General features: G+C 42.5%; 17 protein-coding genes. 6 read left to right on the forward strand and 11 right to left on the reverse strand.

What is annotated here, in order from left to right:
• Nucleotides 1-261 precede the first annotated feature (261 nt).
• Nucleotides 262-2,607 (forward strand): Tex family protein, encoded by a 2,346-nt coding sequence (locus tag AB4140_RS14345; protein ID WP_303411516.1) that lies wholly within the window; start codon nt 262-264, stop codon nt 2,605-2,607.
• A 109-nt stretch (nt 2,608-2,716) separates the two neighbouring features.
• On the opposite strand, the gene AB4140_RS14350 is transcribed toward AB4140_RS14345, so the two are convergent.
• The 3 genes from AB4140_RS14350 to bioH all read right to left on the reverse strand — a co-directional run bounded on the left by AB4140_RS14350 (nt 2,717) and on the right by bioH (nt 4,649).
• Complete coding sequence (locus AB4140_RS14350; protein WP_102439428.1) at nt 2,717-3,007, reverse strand: putative quinol monooxygenase; 291 nt, start codon at nt 3,005-3,007, stop codon at nt 2,717-2,719.
• A 277-nt stretch (nt 3,008-3,284) separates the two neighbouring features.
• Complete coding sequence (locus AB4140_RS14355; RefSeq protein WP_102439429.1) at nt 3,285-3,821, reverse strand: hypothetical protein; 537 nt, start codon at nt 3,819-3,821, stop codon at nt 3,285-3,287.
• A gap of 66 nt (nt 3,822-3,887) precedes the next feature.
• Entirely contained in the window at nt 3,888-4,649 is a 762-nt protein-coding gene (gene bioH, locus AB4140_RS14360) for a pimeloyl-ACP methyl ester esterase BioH (RefSeq protein ID WP_372001479.1), read from the reverse strand.
• Between the two features lie 204 nt (nt 4,650-4,853).
• On the opposite strand from bioH, the gene AB4140_RS14365 reads away from it, so the two are divergent.
• Nucleotides 4,854-5,570 (forward strand): ComF family protein, encoded by a 717-nt coding sequence (locus AB4140_RS14365; RefSeq protein WP_198589328.1) that lies wholly within the window; start codon nt 4,854-4,856, stop codon nt 5,568-5,570.
• 23 nt (nt 5,571-5,593) lie between these two features.
• Here AB4140_RS14365 and AB4140_RS14370 read toward each other — a convergent pair whose 3' ends face one another.
• On the reverse strand, nt 5,594-8,218 hold the full coding sequence (locus AB4140_RS14370) for a M14 family metallopeptidase (protein WP_372001464.1): 2,625 nt from the start codon (nt 8,216-8,218) through the stop codon (nt 5,594-5,596).
• 192 nt (nt 8,219-8,410) lie between these two features.
• Here AB4140_RS14370 and nfuA point away from each other — a divergent pair, with 192 nt between their 5' ends.
• Nucleotides 8,411-8,989 (forward strand): Fe-S biogenesis protein NfuA, encoded by a 579-nt coding sequence (gene nfuA / locus AB4140_RS14375; protein WP_076538256.1) that lies wholly within the window; start codon nt 8,411-8,413, stop codon nt 8,987-8,989.
• A 156-nt stretch (nt 8,990-9,145) separates the two neighbouring features.
• On the forward strand, nt 9,146-9,733 hold the full coding sequence (locus tag AB4140_RS14380; protein ID WP_303445891.1) for a type II secretion system protein: 588 nt from the start codon (nt 9,146-9,148) through the stop codon (nt 9,731-9,733).
• Nucleotides 9,734-9,832: 99 nt separating this feature from the next.
• Here AB4140_RS14380 and AB4140_RS14385 read toward each other — a convergent pair whose 3' ends face one another.
• Nucleotides 9,833-10,912 carry a PepSY-associated TM helix domain-containing protein gene (locus AB4140_RS14385; protein WP_372001466.1) on the reverse strand — a complete coding sequence of 360 codons (1,080 nt, stop codon included), beginning with the start codon at nt 10,910-10,912 and terminating at the stop codon, nt 9,833-9,835.
• A 565-nt stretch (nt 10,913-11,477) separates the two neighbouring features.
• Between AB4140_RS14385 and AB4140_RS14390 the strand changes: the two genes are divergently transcribed.
• Nucleotides 11,478-13,616 carry a TonB-dependent siderophore receptor gene (locus AB4140_RS14390; protein ID WP_102476151.1) on the forward strand — a complete coding sequence of 713 codons (2,139 nt, stop codon included), beginning with the start codon at nt 11,478-11,480 and terminating at the stop codon, nt 13,614-13,616.
• 114 nt (nt 13,617-13,730) lie between these two features.
• Here the strand turns inward: AB4140_RS14390 and AB4140_RS14395 are convergent, their stop codons facing one another.
• From AB4140_RS14395 to dinF, 6 genes are all read right to left on the reverse strand, one after another.
• Entirely contained in the window at nt 13,731-14,297 is a 567-nt protein-coding gene (locus tag AB4140_RS14395) for an alpha/beta hydrolase family protein (RefSeq protein WP_372001468.1), read from the reverse strand.
• A complete protein-coding gene (locus AB4140_RS14400; protein ID WP_372001470.1) occupies nt 14,294-14,773 on the reverse strand; it encodes an alpha/beta hydrolase family protein in 480 nt (159 codons plus the stop codon). The genes AB4140_RS14395 and AB4140_RS14400 overlap by 4 nt, the downstream gene beginning before the upstream one ends.
• 180 nt (nt 14,774-14,953) lie before the next feature.
• On the reverse strand, nt 14,954-15,316 hold the full coding sequence (locus AB4140_RS14405) for a hypothetical protein (protein WP_372001472.1): 363 nt from the start codon (nt 15,314-15,316) through the stop codon (nt 14,954-14,956).
• A 50-nt stretch (nt 15,317-15,366) separates the two neighbouring features.
• Nucleotides 15,367-15,681: a hypothetical protein gene (locus AB4140_RS14410; RefSeq protein ID WP_372001475.1), complete on the reverse strand. Its 315-nt coding sequence runs from the start codon at nt 15,679-15,681 to the stop codon at nt 15,367-15,369.
• Between the two features lie 85 nt (nt 15,682-15,766).
• A complete protein-coding gene (locus AB4140_RS14415; protein ID WP_372001477.1) occupies nt 15,767-17,692 on the reverse strand; it encodes an alpha/beta hydrolase family protein in 1,926 nt (641 codons plus the stop codon).
• Nucleotides 17,693-17,778: 86 nt separating this feature from the next.
• Nucleotides 17,779-19,116, reverse strand: a complete 1,338-nt coding sequence (gene dinF / locus AB4140_RS14420) for an MATE family efflux transporter DinF (protein ID WP_102476154.1) — start codon at nt 19,114-19,116, stop codon at nt 17,779-17,781.
• A 9-nt stretch (nt 19,117-19,125) separates the two neighbouring features.
• On the opposite strand from dinF, the gene AB4140_RS14425 reads away from it, so the two are divergent.
• Complete coding sequence (locus AB4140_RS14425) at nt 19,126-20,172, forward strand: polysaccharide deacetylase family protein (protein ID WP_102439437.1); 1,047 nt, start codon at nt 19,126-19,128, stop codon at nt 20,170-20,172.
• Nucleotides 20,173-20,217 lie beyond the last annotated feature (45 nt).

A 20,217-nucleotide genomic window follows, 5' to 3' on the forward strand; every position in this document is an offset into this window, starting at 1 on the left:
ATTTGCAACAATCTGTAACCAACATTTAATATAATAAGTTTAATGAGAATGGTTATTAATTAAATTAATCATAAGTAATATTATTAATTTAATTTCGCAGTTTTAGCGGCTGATTTAGCGGTTATTTAACTGTGTGTGGCTTTGCTAACGGCTAAAGTTAGCTTAGATAAATAGCACAAAATCATCGATTGTTCATAAACGTTTGCGGTTGATTATGCTATCTTTGACCTCATTTGTTATTCAAAGCCAAATAGACCTTTTATGCCAAGTATTGCTCAAATAATCGCTCAAGAACTGAATGTTCGTGAGCAACAAGTCTCAGCGACGATTAACTTACTCGATGATGGTTCTACCGTTCCTTTTGTTGCCCGCTACCGTAAAGAAGCCACTGGTGGTTTAGATGATGCGCAACTGCGAACCCTAAATAGTCGCTTAAGCTATTTACGTGAATTAGCCGAGCGCAGACAAGTTATTCTTTCTAGCATTGATACCCAAGGCAAATTAACCCCAGCATTGCAGCAAGCCATAAATGCCGCTGACAGCAAAACCCGCTTAGAAGATTTATACCTTCCTTTTAAACCGAAACGCCGCACTAAAGGTCAAATTGCTATTGAAGCTGGTTTGTTGCCTTTAGCTGACTTTTTACTGGCTAATCGTAGTATTAATCTTGAAGCAAAAGCGGCTGAATTTATCAATGCCGACGCCGGCTTTGGCGATGCGAAAGCGGTTTTAGACGGCGCGCGTTTTATCTTAATGGAACGTTTTGCTGAAGATGCAGATTTACTGCAAAAAGTGCGTAAGCATTTAAGCCAACAGGCAGTGCTTGAAAGCCGCCTAGTTAAAGGTAAAGAAAAAGAAGGCGCAAAATTTCGCGATTACTTTGAGCATACTGAAGCCATTACTAAAGTGCCTTCCCATCGGGCCCTGGCCATGCTGCGCGGCCGCAATGAAGGTGCGCTCAGTTTATCGATGAATGCAGACCCTAAAGCTGAAGTGGCGCAAAGCAGTTATTGCGTGGTGATTATTGCCGATCATTTCAAACTAAAGTTTTCAGACTCGAGTGTCGATCAGTGGCTTAAAACTGTGGTTACCGCCACTTGGCGCATCAAGATTGCGCTGCAAATGGAAACCGAGTTTATTAGCCAAATGCGTGAGCGCGCTGAAGCTGAAGCCATTAATGTGTTTGCCCGTAATTTAGGTGATTTATTAATGGCAGCGCCTGCTGGCGCTAAAGCAACCATGGGCTTAGATCCTGGGCTGCGCACCGGCGTTAAAGTGGCGATTGTCGATAACACCGGTAAGTTTGTGGCCCATACCACTATCTTCCCTCATGCGCCGCAAAACGTGTGGGACAAGTCAATCCGCACTTTAGCGAACCTGATAAAAATGCATAAAGTGGAGATCATCGCCATTGGCAATGGTACCGCCTCACGTGAAACGGATAAATTAGCCGCTGAAGTGATGAGCTTTATGAAAGAGACGCATCCAAGCTTGACCAAGGTGATGGTCAGTGAAGCGGGCGCATCAGTGTACTCAGCATCAGAGCTGGCTTCTGAGGAGTTCCCTAACTTAGATGTATCGATCCGCGGCGCAGTATCGATTGCCCGTCGACTACAAGATCCATTAGCTGAACTCGTTAAAATTGAGCCAAAATCCATTGGCGTAGGCCAATATCAACATGATGTGAGCCAAAGCCAACTATCAAGCTCGCTTGAAGCGGTCGTAGAAGATTGTGTAAATGGCGTGGGCGTTGATTTAAATATGGCATCAGCACCATTATTGGCGCAGGTGGCCGGTTTAAATAAAACCTTAGCTAAAAACGTGGTTAACTACCGCGATGAAAACGGTAAATTTGAAAGCCGTAAACAATTGCTTAAAGTGGCGCGTTTAGGGCCAAAGGCCTTTGAGCAAGCAGCCGGTTTCTTACGTATTAGCGATGCTAAAAATCCATTAGATGGTTCATCTGTTCACCCTGAAGCCTACAAATTGGTTGAAGCCATTGCCAGTGCCAAGCAGCAAACTGTGGCCAGCTTAATGGGTAATAGCGAATTGTTATCCCAGCTAAATGCTGCCGAGTTTGTTACTGATGAATTTGGTTTACCCACCATCAGCGATATCTTGAAAGAGCTAGACAAGCCTGGGCGTGACCCTCGTGGTGAGTTCAAAACCGCCAGCTTTAAAGAAGGTGTTGAAGAGCTTAAAGACCTGAAGCTAGAGATGATCCTAGAAGGCGTGGTCACCAATGTGACTAACTTTGGCGCTTTTGTCGATGTAGGCGTACATCAAGATGGTTTAGTGCATATTTCGTCACTCACTGACAAGTTTGTTAGCGATCCTCACTCCATAGTTAAAGCGGGTGATGTGGTTAAAGTTAAAGTGATGGAAGTGGATGTAGAGCGTCGCCGTATCGCATTAAGTATGCGCCTTGATGAAGCACTACCCACAGCGAAAACCGCTAATCAATCTAAATCAGCCAACAGCAAGCCTACACATAAAGCTAGCGGGAATAAATCAGGGCAAAAGTCAGCCCATAAACCGCAAAAGGCCCCAGCTAATGCCGCTATGGGTAATGCCTTTGCTGACGCCTTTGCTAAGCTGAAAAAGTAACACCGCTAATGTGTTTGGCTTAGGGTTAAACCCAAAAAGGCCTTAACATCGTGAGAATACTCGTGACTGTTAAGGCCTTTTTATTTTGTAAAATTTATAGTGCGACCAATTAAGCGATATGAGTCATTTCGTTTAAAATGAACTGCTCAACAGCACCTTCGGTTGCCACCATATACTCGGCTAAATGTGCGTTACCCATGTGTGCTTGCCATAATTCACGGCTTTCCCAGTTTTCATAAAACATGAAATGTGCAGGGTTTTCGTTGTCTTGATGTAAGTCGTAATTGATGCAACCGGCTTCAGCGCGAGTTATATCCATAAGTTTTAGTAGTTCCGCTTTAACCAGCTCTACTTTGTCAGTTTTGGTAATGATGTTTGCTACGATAGTTAAGCTAGCCATGATGATAGTTCCTATAATGTATCAAGTTGAATTTGGTTCAGCCCTGTTGCTGATGAAGCTATATTAGCCATTACTTACTGGTGAATAAATAGGCTGTCATTTGAGTTATTATCAAAAATTAATAGATAATCTTTTGAAGTGAATGTGTGATTGATGCTTATGGCCTAAATAACGACTATTACCTAATACAATGATTAGCAGTAATAATGATTAGTTAGTAATCGTTCGGCCATAATAAGTGAAGACATCAAGCCCGTTAATTAAAGTGAGAGCAGGGCTAGACTAATATCAGCAGATGAGCGAGTGGCGAAGGGGTGGTGCATTGCTGGTAACATGTGGCTATGTGCTGGCCAAATTGTTTATAAAACTCATCAGAATGCTGCTTTATCTGTTGTTTAACTTCGGTTTTTTTATTGTTATCGCTGTTAATTGCAGTCGACTTAGTGGGCGTTTGGGGCTGAATGTCACGACGGCTAACAGTGGGATTATTTCTGGCTGCTACTCGCAGCAGTTGTGGCAATAAGCCGGTTAACGGTGCGCTTTGAGGTGCTTGCTGTTGTAAAGCTGATTGTTGGGATAGATGCTGCTGATTCTGTTGATCTGAGGATTGTCGCTGCTGGCGATGCTTTTCCTCTATGGTATTTAAACGGAATAATGATTCGTTTTTTTGATTTAGCGCCCGTTCATGGTGGGGCTTAGTTAACGCTTGTGGCGGTAATATTGGCTTTGCCTGCTGATTATCCGCCCGAGCAAGATCCGTTGCAACATTACTTGTTGCAAGCGGTACTTGGGGATAATTAGTGACAATTAGCATAACACTCACTTAAAAAACAAACAGTTAATGTTTAAATTATAACCAAATGCTAGCAGGTTTTATAGCCTATATTTGATGTTTTTTTATCCATGGCAATAAGCCATCTAAAAAGGCCTGTGGGTGTGAAATAAACGGCGCATGGGAGGCTTTATTGTGGACAATGTCAGTAATATTACTGGCTTGGGGTAACTGGCGGATGATGGTTCTGGGTACTAAGGCATCGCATTTGCCCCAAATACGTAACCATGGCTGGCTGATATCGTTAAGCTGGGGCCGCAAATCAACCTCTTTGAGCATATCTAAGCCTTGATCGAGTACTGCTTGGGTCGGTAAAGGTTTAGCCAACACTAATTTTTTTATCGCTACAATATCTTGTTTGGCCGAGTCACTGCCCATGGCTTGAATCGCTAAAAATCGCTCGACCGTTTTGGCTAGATTGACATTTAATTGCTGGTGAAATTGCGTGAGCACTTCAGGGGCGATCCCCGGCCACTGGTTTTTTTCTTGTGCCATAAAGCAAGGCGAAGAGGCTACAGTGATCAGCGCTTTTACCGACTGAGGATGATTTAGGGCAATTTGAGTGGCAACTAAGCCCCCCAATGACCAACCAAGCCAGATGGCATTTTCTGGTAGAGCTTTAGCTAACGCCGCTGCCCATGCTTCAATATTATCGCTATTTGCTTGGCTATCACCAAAGCCCGGCAAGTCGACATAATGCACTCTATACTCTGATAATGCGGTTTGTAGCGGCTGAAAAACCGCAGAGTTCACCCCCCAGCCATGTAGCAATACGATATCAATAACGTCGGTGCTATTTTCATGAGTCATATCTGTATGAGAAATAGCTTTAGGCGTAATAGTAGTAATGTGCAGCGCTGGTGGATTCAAAGGCTAACCTCAAAAAGTGGCGATTAATAAATGATCGCTGGTTAAAACAACTGTCATACAGGATAAGGATATTCTATGGCTTGGCAACTCTCAAAACTCCTCAAGCTCAATTTGCACAATAATACAGCGCGGTTAGTTTCATTGATGGCTGCAGTGGCAGCTAACCTGCCTAACCGCTGCTTGTTATGTCAACAAGATATCATTCAGTACTCTGCAGCTAAACCGCATACGGGGGTGTGTCAGACCTGCCTTGTGGCGGGGCTTTATCAGCAGGAAGTCTGTTTAGGTTGTGGTAAATCGATGCCGTTATTGCAAGTGTATTGCGGCCACTGCCAGCATATTGAACCCATGTTAGTCATTGCCCCTTGCAGTTATCATCAAGGCTTAGGGGAGTTAATAGCTGGGATTAAATATCAGCAGCAATGCGCGCCATTAGCGGCCTTGGTGCAAGTATTAGCCGTAAGGGTGATGGATTTGGCGGCCAGAGGTTTAATTCAACTTCCCCAAGTGCTCATTCCGGTGCCGCTACATCGCAATCGCTTAAAGCAGCGCGGTTTTAATCAAGCTTGGCTGATTGCTAAAGAGCTCAGTGCGCAAATTGGTATTCCGATGGACGATAGTTTATTGGTGCGCTGCGTTGATACCAAGGCCCAAGCGGGACTTAATGGTAAGCAGCGACGCTTAAATTGCGCCGATGCATTTACGTTGCAGCGAGATAACCCCTACCAGCGGGTGGCGCTTATCGATGATGTGGTGACCACAGGCACCACGGTGAATGAAATTAGCCGCTTATTTGCGGCGCACTATACCCATGTGCAAACTTGGTGCTTAGCAAGGGCTGAAGCACCGGGATTATTATGAAAGGCAGACTGTAAATTAGTCAGTTATTTTTGGATAAAATACAGCGCATTGGCGTAGACTTTTTCAGAGCCTAACCATATATTTCTAAACAAAAAATTATCTGTTAATGCCACAACATGCCCTTTGCCTTTGGGCTCAACAATCATTGCTGGGGTGTTGGCAAAAGCGCGCTGATATTCCTTAGCAAGGTAACCGCTCATCAGTGGCTCATTGGTATAGTCCGCCGCCACAATAAATGGCGTGGAAGTGAGGTTAAAGCTTATCTCACGGTTTTTCATCACTTGCAGCGGGTTAGGTAAACCAAAGTTGATTGGATGGGTTTCATCCAGTGTTAACGCCACAATGGCGCCGCCGATGGATTGTCTGGCATTTAATTTAGACTTATCCGCATAACTCATCCCTGAAGTGCTAAATAATTTATTCAGCTCTAGTCTGGTTTTAGGCTGAGACTTAAGAATATTGCGCTTATTGAGCCATACCAGCGCCCGCTTTTGCGCCACGATAGTGCCGCCATCCATTACAAATTTGCCCAGCTTTCTTGCGCTGGCATCACTGATTAAATGATAAGGCCCATCAGCCATAAAAATGTGGCTATAGCCTGATAAATCAATGCCTGCTAGTCGATTGCTGTCCACCATAGTGACAGGTGCTGCAAGCGTTTGATCAAGGTAATACCACATTTGCCCGGTTTCTGAGGCGTTAGTATCTATGCCTGTGAGCAGTAACGGCTTAATGGGGTTGATCACGCTAAATTCATCACTGCCAAGATCCATTCCCGCTAAGGTATGTGAGCTGCTTGCTGCAGTGACATCTACTTGGTATTGCGTGGCAAGCTGGCTAACAAGTAAGGCGATATTGCCTTTGTAGTTGGGCTGGCGTAAGGGAATTTGCAGGCTACCCGCTGTGAAGTCTATTGCTGCTGACTTTTTGGCGTTAGAGCTGCGATCAGGCAGGCTAAAGGGCTTTTTAGCGTATTTAACCTGTACCCCTTGGCTAAGTAATTGCTGCAACATGGGCGCCGCGGCCGCTTGTTGCCAGTCAATAATAAAGGCCACATTGCTGGCGTTATCTAGCTGCTCAGTCGCCGCGACATATGGCGTGTTATTGGTGAGATATTTGGGGTTGGGTTTAGCATTTTCACTGATACTTAAGCCCAGAGCTGATTCAAAATTCCAAGTGGATATGTCATAAAAGGTTTCATCTTTAAACTCAGTGCGCTTATCAAACAATGCTTGCAATAAGTCATGCTGTGGCTGACTTTGAGGAATGAACAGGCTGTTTGACGGCTTAAAGAGTATGTCATCGTCTTCCAGCTCACGGTTTAGATATTTGAAGCTGATTTGGTGTTGCTGCAATATCGTTGCAAGCTCAGTGATATGGGCATTACCGCCATGGGCTTTGATAAGGCGGCCAGTTTGTTTACCGTCACGGGTGCGCTTACTGTTGCGAGCAAAAAAATCACTTTGGTATGTCATCAATTTTTTACGTAGCGCATGGGCGCCTTGCAGGCTTGATAGTGAAGTAGAAAATTGATTATCAATACTATTTTGCAAGGTGACCACACCATTGGGGGACTCTTGGGCTTGACCACGGGAGCTAGCTTGCTCAAACAAAATACCCACAGCGCCATTGATATCTGGGTAGGTTGAGCCTTTACCATAGAAAAAGTCATCAAACATCTGCCCGCTAAAATATGGCTGCTTAACCTCATCCAGCGCTTTACGATGATAGGCCGCTAGCTCATTGGATAACATTTGATTGGCAGGATTGGTCAGCGGATTGACTCTATCAGCGACACCAGGTTGAAAGAAGTAGGTTTGGTCTTGCCACATCTCGTGGAAATCCCCTACATAATGGGGCTGCCATTTATGGAAAAACGCCACTCTGCCTTGAGAGGCGGGGTGGCGCAGAAATAGCCAGTCACGGTTTAAGTCAGCGAAATGGTGATTAAAACGTCCGCCGGGCCAATCTTGATTATGCTCACGATGATTAGGATCGGTAATAATCACTTGGCCTCGATTGCTATTTGCCCAGTTAGCAAAGCGATCAAAACCATCAGGGTTCTGGGTCGGAGTCAGTAAAATAACCGTATTATCGAGTAATTCTTTTACCCAATCTTCATCAGATGCGGCAAGGTAATGGCTTAACGCCACCGCCGCATGGGCGCCACTGGCTTCATCGCCATGAATTGAATAGGCCAACCAGATAATCAATGGGCTTTGCTGTAATGGACCTTGTTGTTTGACACCGTATTTTACTTGGCTGCGCTGGGCGAGGATTTCAGCTAGCCGCTGTTGGTTGTCATCTGAGGTAATGACCGCGCTAAGTTGCTGGCGTTTTTCATAGGAGTAACCAGCAGAATCTAAAGAAACTCGCGAACTTTGGCTGGCTAATAGTTGTAAATAGTGATTAATTTGATCATGTCTTAAATGCCACTCGCCCAATGGATAACCTAAATATTCAGTAGGTTGGGTGATTTTTTTATTAATTTTCTCAGCCCCGAGGCGCTGCTCAATGCGGGAATCAGCCTGCGCCACGGTAAATAATGGCATACAGATAATGAAGCCGAAAAAGGTGCCTTTAGCGAGACGAGTAAACAATGCATTGAAGCTAATCATATAAGAAACAACATCATAAAAAGAAAACAATACAATCACCATAAAGTGATTAAACTTAAATCGCCATTAAAAAGCGCAATTTCTCGGTGTTTTTTATGCAACTTGCTCACTGCAGGACTACAAAGCCGTCGCAACTAGGAGTATCATAGCGCTAATTCTTACTAAATTACTCAAGTACTATTTTTAGTACACTTTAAAGTACTATCTAACGGAGCAGTTTTTATGATCAACATTTCTGATACGGCTCAGGCGCATTTTGTTAAATTACTGGCCGATCAACCTGAAGGCACGCATATCCGTGTGTTTGTAATCAGCCCGGGTACTGCCCAAGCTGAGTGCGGCGTGTCTTATTGTCCACCTGACGCTGTAGAAGCGGATGACACTGAATTACCTTTCAACGGCTTCAGTGCCATGGTTGACGAAAAAAGCGCACCATTTTTAGAAGAAGCGAGCATTGATTTTGTTACTGACCAATTAGGTTCGCAGCTAACCTTAAAAGCGCCAAACGCTAAAATGCGTAAAGTGTCTTCAGATGCGCCATTAAAAGAGCGTATTGAATATGTGATTCAATCAGAGATTAACCCGCAGTTAGCAAGCCATGGTGGTAACATCATGCTAGTTGAAATCACGGAAGATGCAGTTGCAGTACTGCAGTTTGGTGGTGGTTGTAATGGTTGTTCTCAAGTTGATATCACTTTAAAAGATGGCATTGAGAAACAGTTACTGGAGATGTTCCCTGGTGAGCTCTCTGGTGTGAAAGATGTGACTGACCATCAACATGGTTCTCACTCTTACCAGTAAATTTGCAAGGTTTTATTGTTGTAAAATACAGCAATAGCTAATTCAAATTTTACACTAAACGCGGCCAATATGGTCGCGTTTTTTATTGGCCGTCACTTACGCTGAGTGGGAGCCTTGTGCTATAACTTAAGTATGAAAACGGAGCAGGATAACTTCATGGCAGAAAAAACAACTCAATTTAAACCGTTAAAAATGCAAGGCTTTACCTTAATTGAGCTGGTAGTGGTTATTATTGTATTGGCTATTTTAGCAGTAATAGCGGCGAGTAAATTTATAGATGTAAAACGTGATGCTGAAATAAGCCGAGTAAAGGCGGTAGCGGCATCCTTTGAGCAGTCGGTTACTTTTTCCCATACACGTTGGCAAATTATTGGTGGCAGCGATCCAATGAATGATCTACCTGACTTTGCCAATAACGATCTCGACATGAATGCTTTTGGCTATCCGTTAGGCACAGGTAAAAACAACCCTATGGCCAACCCTGTCAATATTGGTCAAGGTCAGCAAGGGTGTGTCGATCTTTGGAACGCTTTGATAGAAAGCCCACCATCGGTTGCCATTAGAAATACTTCGGATGATGTGGATTTTGAATCATATCGACATGCAGCTGCGGGCGGTACAGGTGAGACCCAATGTACTTATGTACTGCGAACGCTTGGTGATACTGCAGGTCGAAATAGTGCAGAGATAAAAATTGTCTATGACTCGGTAGAAGGGACTGTTCAAGCCTATATCGATGAATAAATCGGATAGTTATTTATCAAATGCGACATAATAAAAATAGCGGCTTTAAGCCGCTATTTTTATAGCTGTAATTTAATAATATCAAATGAATTTAGGTGGCTACTTTTTCTTTTTTGACTTGAATATACGTCGATAAAAAGTGACTGAGCTGAATAATAGAATCAAGGTACCAACCACTGCGACTAATGTAATAAATACAACGTATTTAAGTGGCATATTCAATGCGTCATGCAGTGGTCTAACAAAGCTGGCCACTTGACCTGACAAGTTTCTATCGCTGTGCTTCAGGCTTGATACGATTTTGCCGTGCTGATGATCCATGGTGATACTGTCAGCATTTCTAAGCCAGACATCAGCATGACTATCAAAGTTGATACTGTAATTCATCGCTTGAGGTTTAGCCGCCTTTGGTGCATCAGGATCGGTTTTTTTCTGCCTTGGTTTATTAACCGATACTAATAACGATTCAGGCCATAAATCTTGCGCGGTTTGTAGCTGGCTTTGCCAATCGTTAGCTTTACTTACTGGATAATTAATTTCTGCGGTTGGCTTGTGCTTGAGCGCATCCATCCATAAGCCTTTATAAGTAATCAAAAAGCCGGTAATACAGAGTAAAAACAGTGGCACTGATATGAATAAACCTAATTGAATGTGGCTTTTAACTAGGCTGCTTGATTTGGTGTCTTTTGGAATAGAGTGCTTGAGTCTAAAACCTTTACGTACTCGCCACCAAAGGTAAATACCCACTAGGGTAATGACGCCACCAATGAACGATGCCCATGCATTAACGTATTTACCAATATCACCCAGTAAGAAGTTTCTGTGCAACCAAAACATCGTGGTCCAAAGCGGAATTTCTGTCACCTTGTAATGGGAGATTTCATTGAACTCGCTATCAAAAGCGATAGATTGCCCACGGGTAGCAGCTTCAAGGTAAGGGGTATGTTCGGTAGGAAAACGTACACTGCTCATTTTTGGGTAATGCTCAAAAATATACTCAGTGGCTTGTGCTTTTTGCTCAATGGTTAACGGCACATAGGTTTGGCCTTTATCATCCATTCTTTTTAGCATGTCCATGCCGCCGAGATACACTCCCGTTGTCAGCACTATCAGCATACAAATACTAATGACAAAACCGACCCAATTATGGAACCACTTTAAAGCGGGTACAACTTTCATATTTACGTTCTCAGGTTAAATATTTATGGATGACAATGACAAAAGTTAGCAGCTAACAATTATGACTGACACGCTATATAGGTAATGATAATTAATCTCATTTGCAACTGCAATTAAAGAAATGTAAAGAGTGGCATATAAGTGTCATTGTGTTGTCGAGGTCACATTTAAAGCTGTAGAGGGCGTATAAAGCTAAAAGTTTATTTGAATAAAAATTCTTGGTAATGAATTTTTTTAGCTGCTATTAAGTGAGGTTTTCGAAAAATAATGAAATTTAAGCTAACAAATACACATGTTTAATATTTGTTAATTTCTGATTTTGTGTAACTTTGTTTAAATAATTAATATCTGTATTAGTTTTGGCGATTAAACTCATCTAGCTTGGATGAACATTAGTTAATCCATTTATGCAACATTTATTCAGGTAAAATTTCTACAATTTACTTACAACAGTGTCCTTGTTCACAGTTATTTACTTCTGTTAAATAAATGGCTTCACTTTCGTCGTAATGCAAATGATAATCCATCTCATTAACGACTACTGCCATTTAAAGGGCTACTTTGTATGAAAATCTCACCTATTGCATTTGCTGTTGTTGCCAGTTTAGCCTCAGCTTCATTAGCGGCTGAAGAAGCAACTAATGACACTGATAACGGCTTAGATTTCGAGTTGAACATTGAGCGAATTCAAGTAACAGGCATGAATTTTAATAATTACAAAGTAGGCTCGTCATCAGGCGCCATGCGGGGTGATATTGCCTTGATGGATACGCCGCAATCAGTGAACGTTATTCCAGATTTTGTCACTGATGAGCAGTTAGCAACTAATTTATCTGAAGTATTAGTTAACGACTCAAGTGTGACCGGCGGCAGTGAAAAGTGGAACCGCCAAGTATTTAATATTCGTGGCTTTGAATTAGATTCTGGCAGTGGCTTTTTAATTAATGGTCAGCAGCAGTTTTCGCACTATGTGCAGCCGATTGAAACCTTGCAGCAAGTCGAAGTCTTAAAAGGCCCATCAAGCATGCTTTATGGCCAATCAGGCCCAGGTGGCTTGATTAATATGGTGACCAAAAAGGCCACCTCTGAAACCATGTTTGACTTTGGGTTCGATACCGATGAGAACGGCTCAACTCGTTTTCAACTTGATGCAGGCGGCGCGTTAAATGATGCTGAGTCAATCCGTTACCGCACTGTATTAGTTAAGCAAGATACAAAATACTGGCGTGAATACCAGGACGGTGAGGGCGATGATACTCAAGAACGTGACCGTTTCTTAGGGTACTTAAACCTTGAATTCGACCTGCATGATGATGTGATGTTATCACTGACCTATGATTACACCGATGATAAAACCGGTATCGATAGCGGTGGCTGGTTAGATGGTAACGGTGACTTAGTTGGTGATCGCGAAGATATCTGGGATATGTCGTGGGCCTTTACTGACAACGAGGTGCAAAACCTGGGTGCTGATTTAACCTGGTATGTATCAGATGATTGGAAAATGACCACAGGTTATAACCATCAATCATTTACCCGTCAGCGCTTAGATTCGTCTCCATCGATGGTGGCAGGTATGGATCCAACTACCGATGGTTACCAAATTAAGGCGTTTGATCGCCACGATGATTGGCAGCTTAAAACCGCTTATATGGATTTCACTGGTGTCGTAAATGGCTTTGGCATGGAACATCAATTGTTAGTTGGTGCTAACATTCTCGATTATTACTATGGTCAACTTATTGACCGCGATGACGCGCAGATGGTTCAGCCGGGTGGTTATGTACCTAGACCTGATCTGGATTACAACAGAGACACCACTAAGTCAGAGTCAAGCTATAAGCATTATGGTTTTTATGTACAAGACTTAATGACCATTAATGATCAGTGGCAAGTACTGGCAGGCCTGCGTTATGACGAGCAGAAAAAAGACGGCGATGGTGAAAATAGCTATGCCGTGTCACCTAAGTTTGGGGTTATTTACTCGCCTTCAGATAACGGCAGCATCTATGTAAACTACGCCAAAAGTTTTAACCCTCAGTCAATCGTTAACAATGAAGACGATGTCAATAATGGTATGAACTTAGACCCAGAGTACGGTGAGCAATATGAAATCGGTACCAAATGGGAACTGTATGATGGCGGCTTACTATTAACTGGTGCAGTTTTTGACACCACAGTGACCAACGTTACAGTGCGCGAACAATTAGACCAACCTATTGGCGAGCATGAGTACATCACCACCCAAAGCGGTAAGCAGCATCACCGTGGTTTTGAAATGGGCGCTCAAGGACAAGTCAGTGACAATGTATTCGTCACCAGCTCAATGATGTATCTAGATGCAAAATATGTCACTAGCAGCCAAGATACTGAACAGCTAGACGGTAAAACCCCGGTAGATGCTCCTGAATGGTCAGCAAATATCTGGACTCGTTACGAAGTTACCGATGATGTCGCACTTAACTTTGGTGCTATCTATGTCGGTGAGCGTTTTGCCAATACTCAAAACACCATAGTTAAAGATGACTATGTTAGATTTGATTTTGGCGCAGCTTACTCATTTGCGGTTCACAATACAGATATGAATGTACGCTTTAATATCAAAAACTTATTTGATACTGAATACCTAGATGGCGGCACCAACACCGACGTTACCATAGGTGATGGCAGACATTTCAGCCTTGCATTTGAAGCTAAGTTTTAATCTGCTTTAGTTAAATGCTTTAGTTAACAGCTTTAGCTCAGCAGTTACCTATAGAGTGTTAAAAGAATGGCCCGCACATATACCAATATGTGCGGGCCTTTTTCATTGCTTCAATTATAGGTTTTTAGATAAAAAATTATCAATGGCTCTGAAGGTCATTAAGCGGTGCTGATTGTTTGATAAATAGTGATTGGCATTATCGATTTCAACATATTCGACTTGTTTATCTAACGAGGATAATTTTCGATACATATCTCGGCTTTGGCTCACCTGTACCACTTTGTCATTATCACCATGGATTAATAAAATGGGCACATTAATTTTATCAGCATGATAAATCGGAGAGCGTTCATACAGGTCGTCATAATCATCTCCTAACACCTTTTTAGTCATCTCATGACTAGTATAAAAACGGGATAGCTTGACGAGGTCTTCTACATCAGAGACTCCTGCAAAACTGATCACACATTGGTATAATTCAGGGGTCTTTGCTGCTGCCATCATGGCGGCATATCCACCGTAACTAGCGCCAACTATGCATATGTTATTTGGGTCAGCAACACCTTGGTCGATTAAATAGCGAGTGCCATCTTCAACATCTGTTTGCATCTCTTTCCCCCAATTTTTATGTCCAGCAGTGGTGAACTCAAGTCCGTAACCGGCAGAGCCTCTAAAGTTCATTTGCAACACCGCATAGCCGCGGTTAGCAAAAAATTGTGCCCAATAATCAATTTTTCAACAACATAAGAGTGAGGGCCACCATGGGGAAAAATAATTGTTGGTAATTGTTTGTTTGGCGCTCCCTTAGGCAGTGTCAGATAGCTGTGGATCTCGAGTCCATCTCTGGCGTGGTAGCTTATCGATTGTGGCTGAACCAAAATATCAGGATTAAGTTGGGAGTATTTAGTCGCAATCACTTCTAGTCGATTGGCATCACGATCGCCGAATAAATAAAGCCCTGGCTGAGTCGGGCTGGTAGCAAAGACAATATAGCGACGTTCATTTTTACTAAACTGAGTGAGGTAGTTTTGGGTGTCTGGTAAAGCGGCTTTTAAGCGCTTGATAAGCTTTTGATAATCATTATCCCAAAAGTAATACTCATTATCGATACCAGCAACAATGCCAATGGCCTCTCGAGTGATATTAGAGTGCAGCAATTGTGCATTAACGTCACTATTGTCTTCGCTAAATACGAGTTCTTTATGAAGTGTAGGATCCCTAAGATCAACTTTAAAAATGGCAAAGTAACCATCTTGGTAAGCTTTGACGAAGAGAATATTGGGGTTTACGTCAAATCCTAGAGGAATAACGCTGTCTTCTGAATATGCTTCGTGTTTCTAAAGTAAACGTAATTCACCATTGGCTTCACTTTGCTCGTAGGTTCTATATTCGGTGGTATCAGGGTCTCGATAAGTGGCAATACGAACCTTATTTTGCTGATCTGTCATCCACTTGATGACATGTTCACGATAATTTTGCTCAATAGTAACCTTGCCGGAATACAAGTTTACTTTTAGCACGCTATCCTCTAATGCTCGAGAACGAAACCCAGCGACTGACAGTAATATATGTTGAGGATCTTTAGGGAGTATATCGACAATATGATGTTGAAATTGTGGTATAAACTCGAAACTTTTGATGACTTTTTTAGTTAATACGCTGCCCGCCTCACCGGTTTTTATATTGTACTTTATCAGCAAACTTTCGTTGGCATCTTTACCAAAACGCTTTGAAGGAATAAGTGTTGATATTAAAAAAATCTCGTCACTGGCCAGGTTAAACCAATAATGGTATAGCGTTCATGGTCATTTTTAAGCGGTATATGAAACTGACCCGTTTCGGTATTAAACAGCGCCACAATCTTATGTGGCTCTTCGGCGCTATCGTCCAAAATTAACGATGCTATGTGTTTACCATTTGGTGACAGCTTTACAGTGCTGACATCGGGAATACTGGCAAAGGCTTCAACGGGGAGTTTAGGGGCAGTTTTTGGGGGAGTATTATCGGCAGCCAAAGCTTGCTGACTTAGCACCAAAGTGGTGATTAGTATGGAAATCCATTTCATTATTGATTGTTTCTCTTAAACGTTTTTTGATAAAAAAATCAGTACCGCAGTGTTGATTTACTGGGTACTGTTCTGAATTTAAAGCTTAATGTAAATTTTGATGTAAAAACTTTTCTATAGCGATAAAGGTTTTAATTCGATGCTCATTATTACTTAAGTAATGATCGCCGTTTTCAAGTTCGATATATTCCACAGGCTTTTTTAGATCGTCTAACTTGTCAAACATGTCTTCACTGTGTTGCACGCGCACCACGCGATCTTTATCTCCGTGTATCAGCAATACAGGCACGTTAATATCTTTTGCTTTGCTTAATGGCGAGCGCTCATATAGGGCATCATAGTCATCACCAATTTGTTTTTTAACGATTTCAAAATTAGTGTAACGTCTTGAAGACTTGACTAAATACTCCACATCGGTGACACCCGCCACACTGACTGCACATTGGTATAAATCTTTGGTGGTAGCCACACCCATGAGTGCGGCATAACCGCCATAACTGGCGCCGACAATGCATATTTTTTTAGGGTCTGAAATACCTTGCTCCATCAGCCAGCGGGTACCATCTTCAACATCGTTTTGCATATCCAAGCCCCAGCTTTTTAACCCTGCTTGCATAAAGTCAAAGCCGTAACCAGATGAACCTCGAAAGTTCATTCTCAGTACTGCATAGCCTCTGTTGGCTAGAAACTGGGTCCAATAATCAAAGCTATTTGAGTCATAACTAATAGGGCCGCCATGGGGGAAAATAATAGTAGGTAGGTTTTTAGCTTCTTTGTTTTGGGGCGTCGTTAGAAAAGCTTCGATTTCTAAGCCGTCTCTGGCTTTATAAGTCAGGGTTTTAGTATCAGCTAATAATTCAGGGTTTAACTCTTTATAGCGGTATGCGATAGGGAGTAACTCACCGGCATCACGATCACCAAAGAAATAAATACCCGCTTCTTTGGCATTGGTTGAGTAGACAATATAGCGGCGTTCATCGTCACTAAATTGGGTGATGTAATTACGATAGTCTGGTAACGCTTTATTTAGCCCATTAGCTAAGCGAACGTATTCGTCATCCCAAAATGTATATTCAGATTCGTCACTGTCATTAATGCCGATGACTCTTTGTTTGAGACTTGAGTAAATTAATGAGCCTTCAACGTCATAGGACTCTCTGCTAAACACCAATTCTTTAGTTAGTTTTGGGTCGGTTAAGTTAACCTTAAAAATAGCCAATAAGTCATCATGATATGCTTTTACATAAAGAATATTGGGGTCTTGCGCAAAGCCCATCGGCCAAACTTGTTCCTTAGCAAAGGCCTCAAATTCCCATAAAACACGTCTATCTTCACCTGTGTCAGCTTGTTCGTAAATTCTGAACTGACTATCTTTGTGATAAATGCCAATTCTGACTTTATGCTGTCTATCGGTTATCCAGTCTTGGATATTTGGTTCTGCTGGTTGCACAAACTTGAAAGCTCCATTGTTCAAGTTGATGTTAATAACCGACTCAAAATTGGGCTTGTTACCTAAACCACTAATGCCCAGTAACAGTTTTTCTTTATCATTTGGCAAATAGTCGATGATGTTAGATTGGATTTGCGGCATCCATTTGAATTTTTTAAGAGAGCGACTGCTGATAATGCTAGAGGTTTTATTTTTACTGATAGAATACTTCATCAACCTCGTTTCTGTAGTTGGCGTGCCGTAGCGTACAGCAGGGAATTTAGCTTTGATTAATAAGGCATCATCACTGGCCCATTGCAGTGATAAAATGACAAATTTTTCATTATCCGTTTGCAGTGGATAAAAAGACTCACGGCTATCAATATCAAGGATATTAATAATCGAGCCTTTCATTTCATTGGTATTTAAGCGGACTAAAGAAGCTATTTTTTTGCCATTAGGTGACATGGTCACATGGCTAACATCTGGAATGCTGGCAAATGCTTCCAGCGGTAATTGTTGGGCGCTAACTGAAGCTGAGCATAGCCAAAGCGTCACTAGTAAGCTAAAAATCCGTTTCATTAAAATCATCCCTATTATTGTTGTTAACTAGATGTTATCAGTCGCAGGACTGATAAATCTACTGTTAATTCAATAATAAAGAGCGCTTATAGTTGTTTAAAGCAGTCACTGTAGCGGTAATGCAGTGCTAACGACAGGCTACGGCATAACATAAAGGCGCTCATGGCGGCCCACAGGGCATTATTGCCGTATTCTTGAAGTAAATACCAACAGGGAAAAAACACCCCAAAGGTCGATAAAATCATGCTATTACGCATCATTTTACCTTGGGCTGCGCCAATATAAACCCCATCAAATAAGTAGGACCCAAATGCCAGCAATGGCATGAATACCAACCAGATCAAGTAATGCTCGGCTTGTTGTTGCACCAGCTCAATATTGGTGAGTAAGCCAATGATATTGCTACCCGCAAAATAAAATAACAGGCTAAAGCCTAAGGCAAATAGCGCTGACCAACTCGCAGCAAGGGTCACTGAGTCATGTAATAAATTGAGGTTTTTTTGCCCCACCGCACGGCCCACTTCGGCTTCGGCATAATAAGCTATGCCATCTAAGGCGTAAGAGATCAGCATCAGTAAATTAAGCAGCACCGCATTAGCGGCAATGATGTCATCACCTAAGCCCGCACCGTAAAAAGTCATAAAGGTAAAGCTGGCTTGCAAACATAAACTGCGAATAAAGATATCGCGATTTAATTTTAATAAGCGTGAATAGCCTTTTAAGCTGATATGAACCATTAACTGACGCAAACTAAAATCAGCCTGTTGATATAAAGCGCGTTTTACAATGACAGCTGCAACGGTAAAGGCACACATATCAGCGATAACAGAGGCAAGCGCGGCGCCTTTTACATTCCAATTTAGGCCAATCACAAACACTACATCTAAAACGATATTGACGATATTGGCGATGATTAACTGCCACATTGCCGCCTTGGGCGCTTGCCTGCCCAGTAACCAGCCAAGTAACACCAAATTTAAGAGTGCAAATGGCACCGACCAAATACGAATTTCTACGTACTCGCGGCAAAATTGCTGCACCTGCGCACTGGCTTGGCTTAAAGACATGGCAAAATCGAGCAGCGGTTGCTGCAATAACACTGCTGCGCCACCAAACAGCAATGCAAGGCAAGCGCCTTGCACCAGCAATTTTTGCTGAGTTACGGTATCATTAGCGCCGTAAGCTTGGGCGACCAGCCCCGTGGTGGACATGCGCAAAAAGCCCAGCAACCAGACAATTAAAGTAATAATTGTGCTGCCAAGCGCCACCCCGCCTAAATAATAGGCCTCACTTAAATGGCCGATGACTGCGGTATCGACTAAACCTAATAACGGTATGGTGATATTCGATAAAATCATCGGCAAGGCTAAAGCAAAAAGCTGCCGGTTTTTTTGGCTGTTAAAAAGTAATGCTTTTATGGACATAGGAATAATATGTTAAAACGAACTCTATTGGGGTTATTGTGGTTAATATCACTTAATGCCAATGCCGTGGTGATCTTGCAATATCATCATGTGTCAGAAACTACACCTGCAAGTACCAGTGTGACGCCAGCTCAATTTGAAGAGCAAATGCAATACCTTGCTGAAAACGAGTTTACCATCATTCCATTAACCCAAGCGGTAAATGCGCTAAAGAATAACACGCCATTAGCGGATAAAAGCATCGTTATTACCTTTGATGATGGCTATGACAGTATCGGTATGGCTGCGGCGCCCATATTAGCCAAATATGATTTTCCTTATACAGTATTTGTGTCAGTAGAGCCGATTGAAAAAGGTTATCGCGGCATGATGAGTTGGGATGATATTAAAACGCTCACTGAAAAGGGCGCTACAATCGCCAACCATAGCTGGGCCCATGAGCATCTAAATCGTAAGCTTGATGGCGAATCTAAGCAGCAATGGCTTGATAGAATCGAAGCAAACTTGCTAGCAACGGAAGCGGAAATTAACAAGCATACCGGTCAGAGTGTAAAAATGCTGGCTTACCCATATGGTGAGTACAATAGCGATGTTGAAGATATTCTGAAAAAGCACGCCTTTATTGGTTTAGGGCAACAATCTGGCGCCGCGGGAAAATACTCAATACTGACTGCGCTGCCACGTTTTCCTGTGGCGGGCCCTTATGCTGATTTAGACAGTTTAAAAGTCAAGTTTACTAGCCTCAATATGCCGGTGGTGAAGCAAAATATCACTGACCCACAGTTAAGCCAAGGTCAGTGGCGACCTGAGCTAACCGTTGAGCTGGACACCACTGATATTTACCCGCATCAGGTGATGTGTTTTGTCCAAGGCCAAGGCGCTAAAAAGCCGACTTGGGTTTCTGAAACTGAGTTTAATATTCAAGCTTCAGCAAACTTACCTGCAGGTCGAAGCCGTTATAACTGCACTGCACCGAGTAAAACTAAGTCAGGTTATTATTGGTTTTCGCAAGCCTGGTTAAGACCGAATAATGATGGCAGTTGGCCGACAGAATAACTTCTTTCTTTTAGTTCTATTTTTTCAAACTCCGTTTGGATTAAC

It is taken from the genome of Shewanella sp. 10N.286.51.B2 (genome assembly GCF_041469265.1).
In the GTDB taxonomy this organism is placed as follows: Bacteria; Pseudomonadota; Gammaproteobacteria; order Enterobacterales; family Shewanellaceae; genus Shewanella.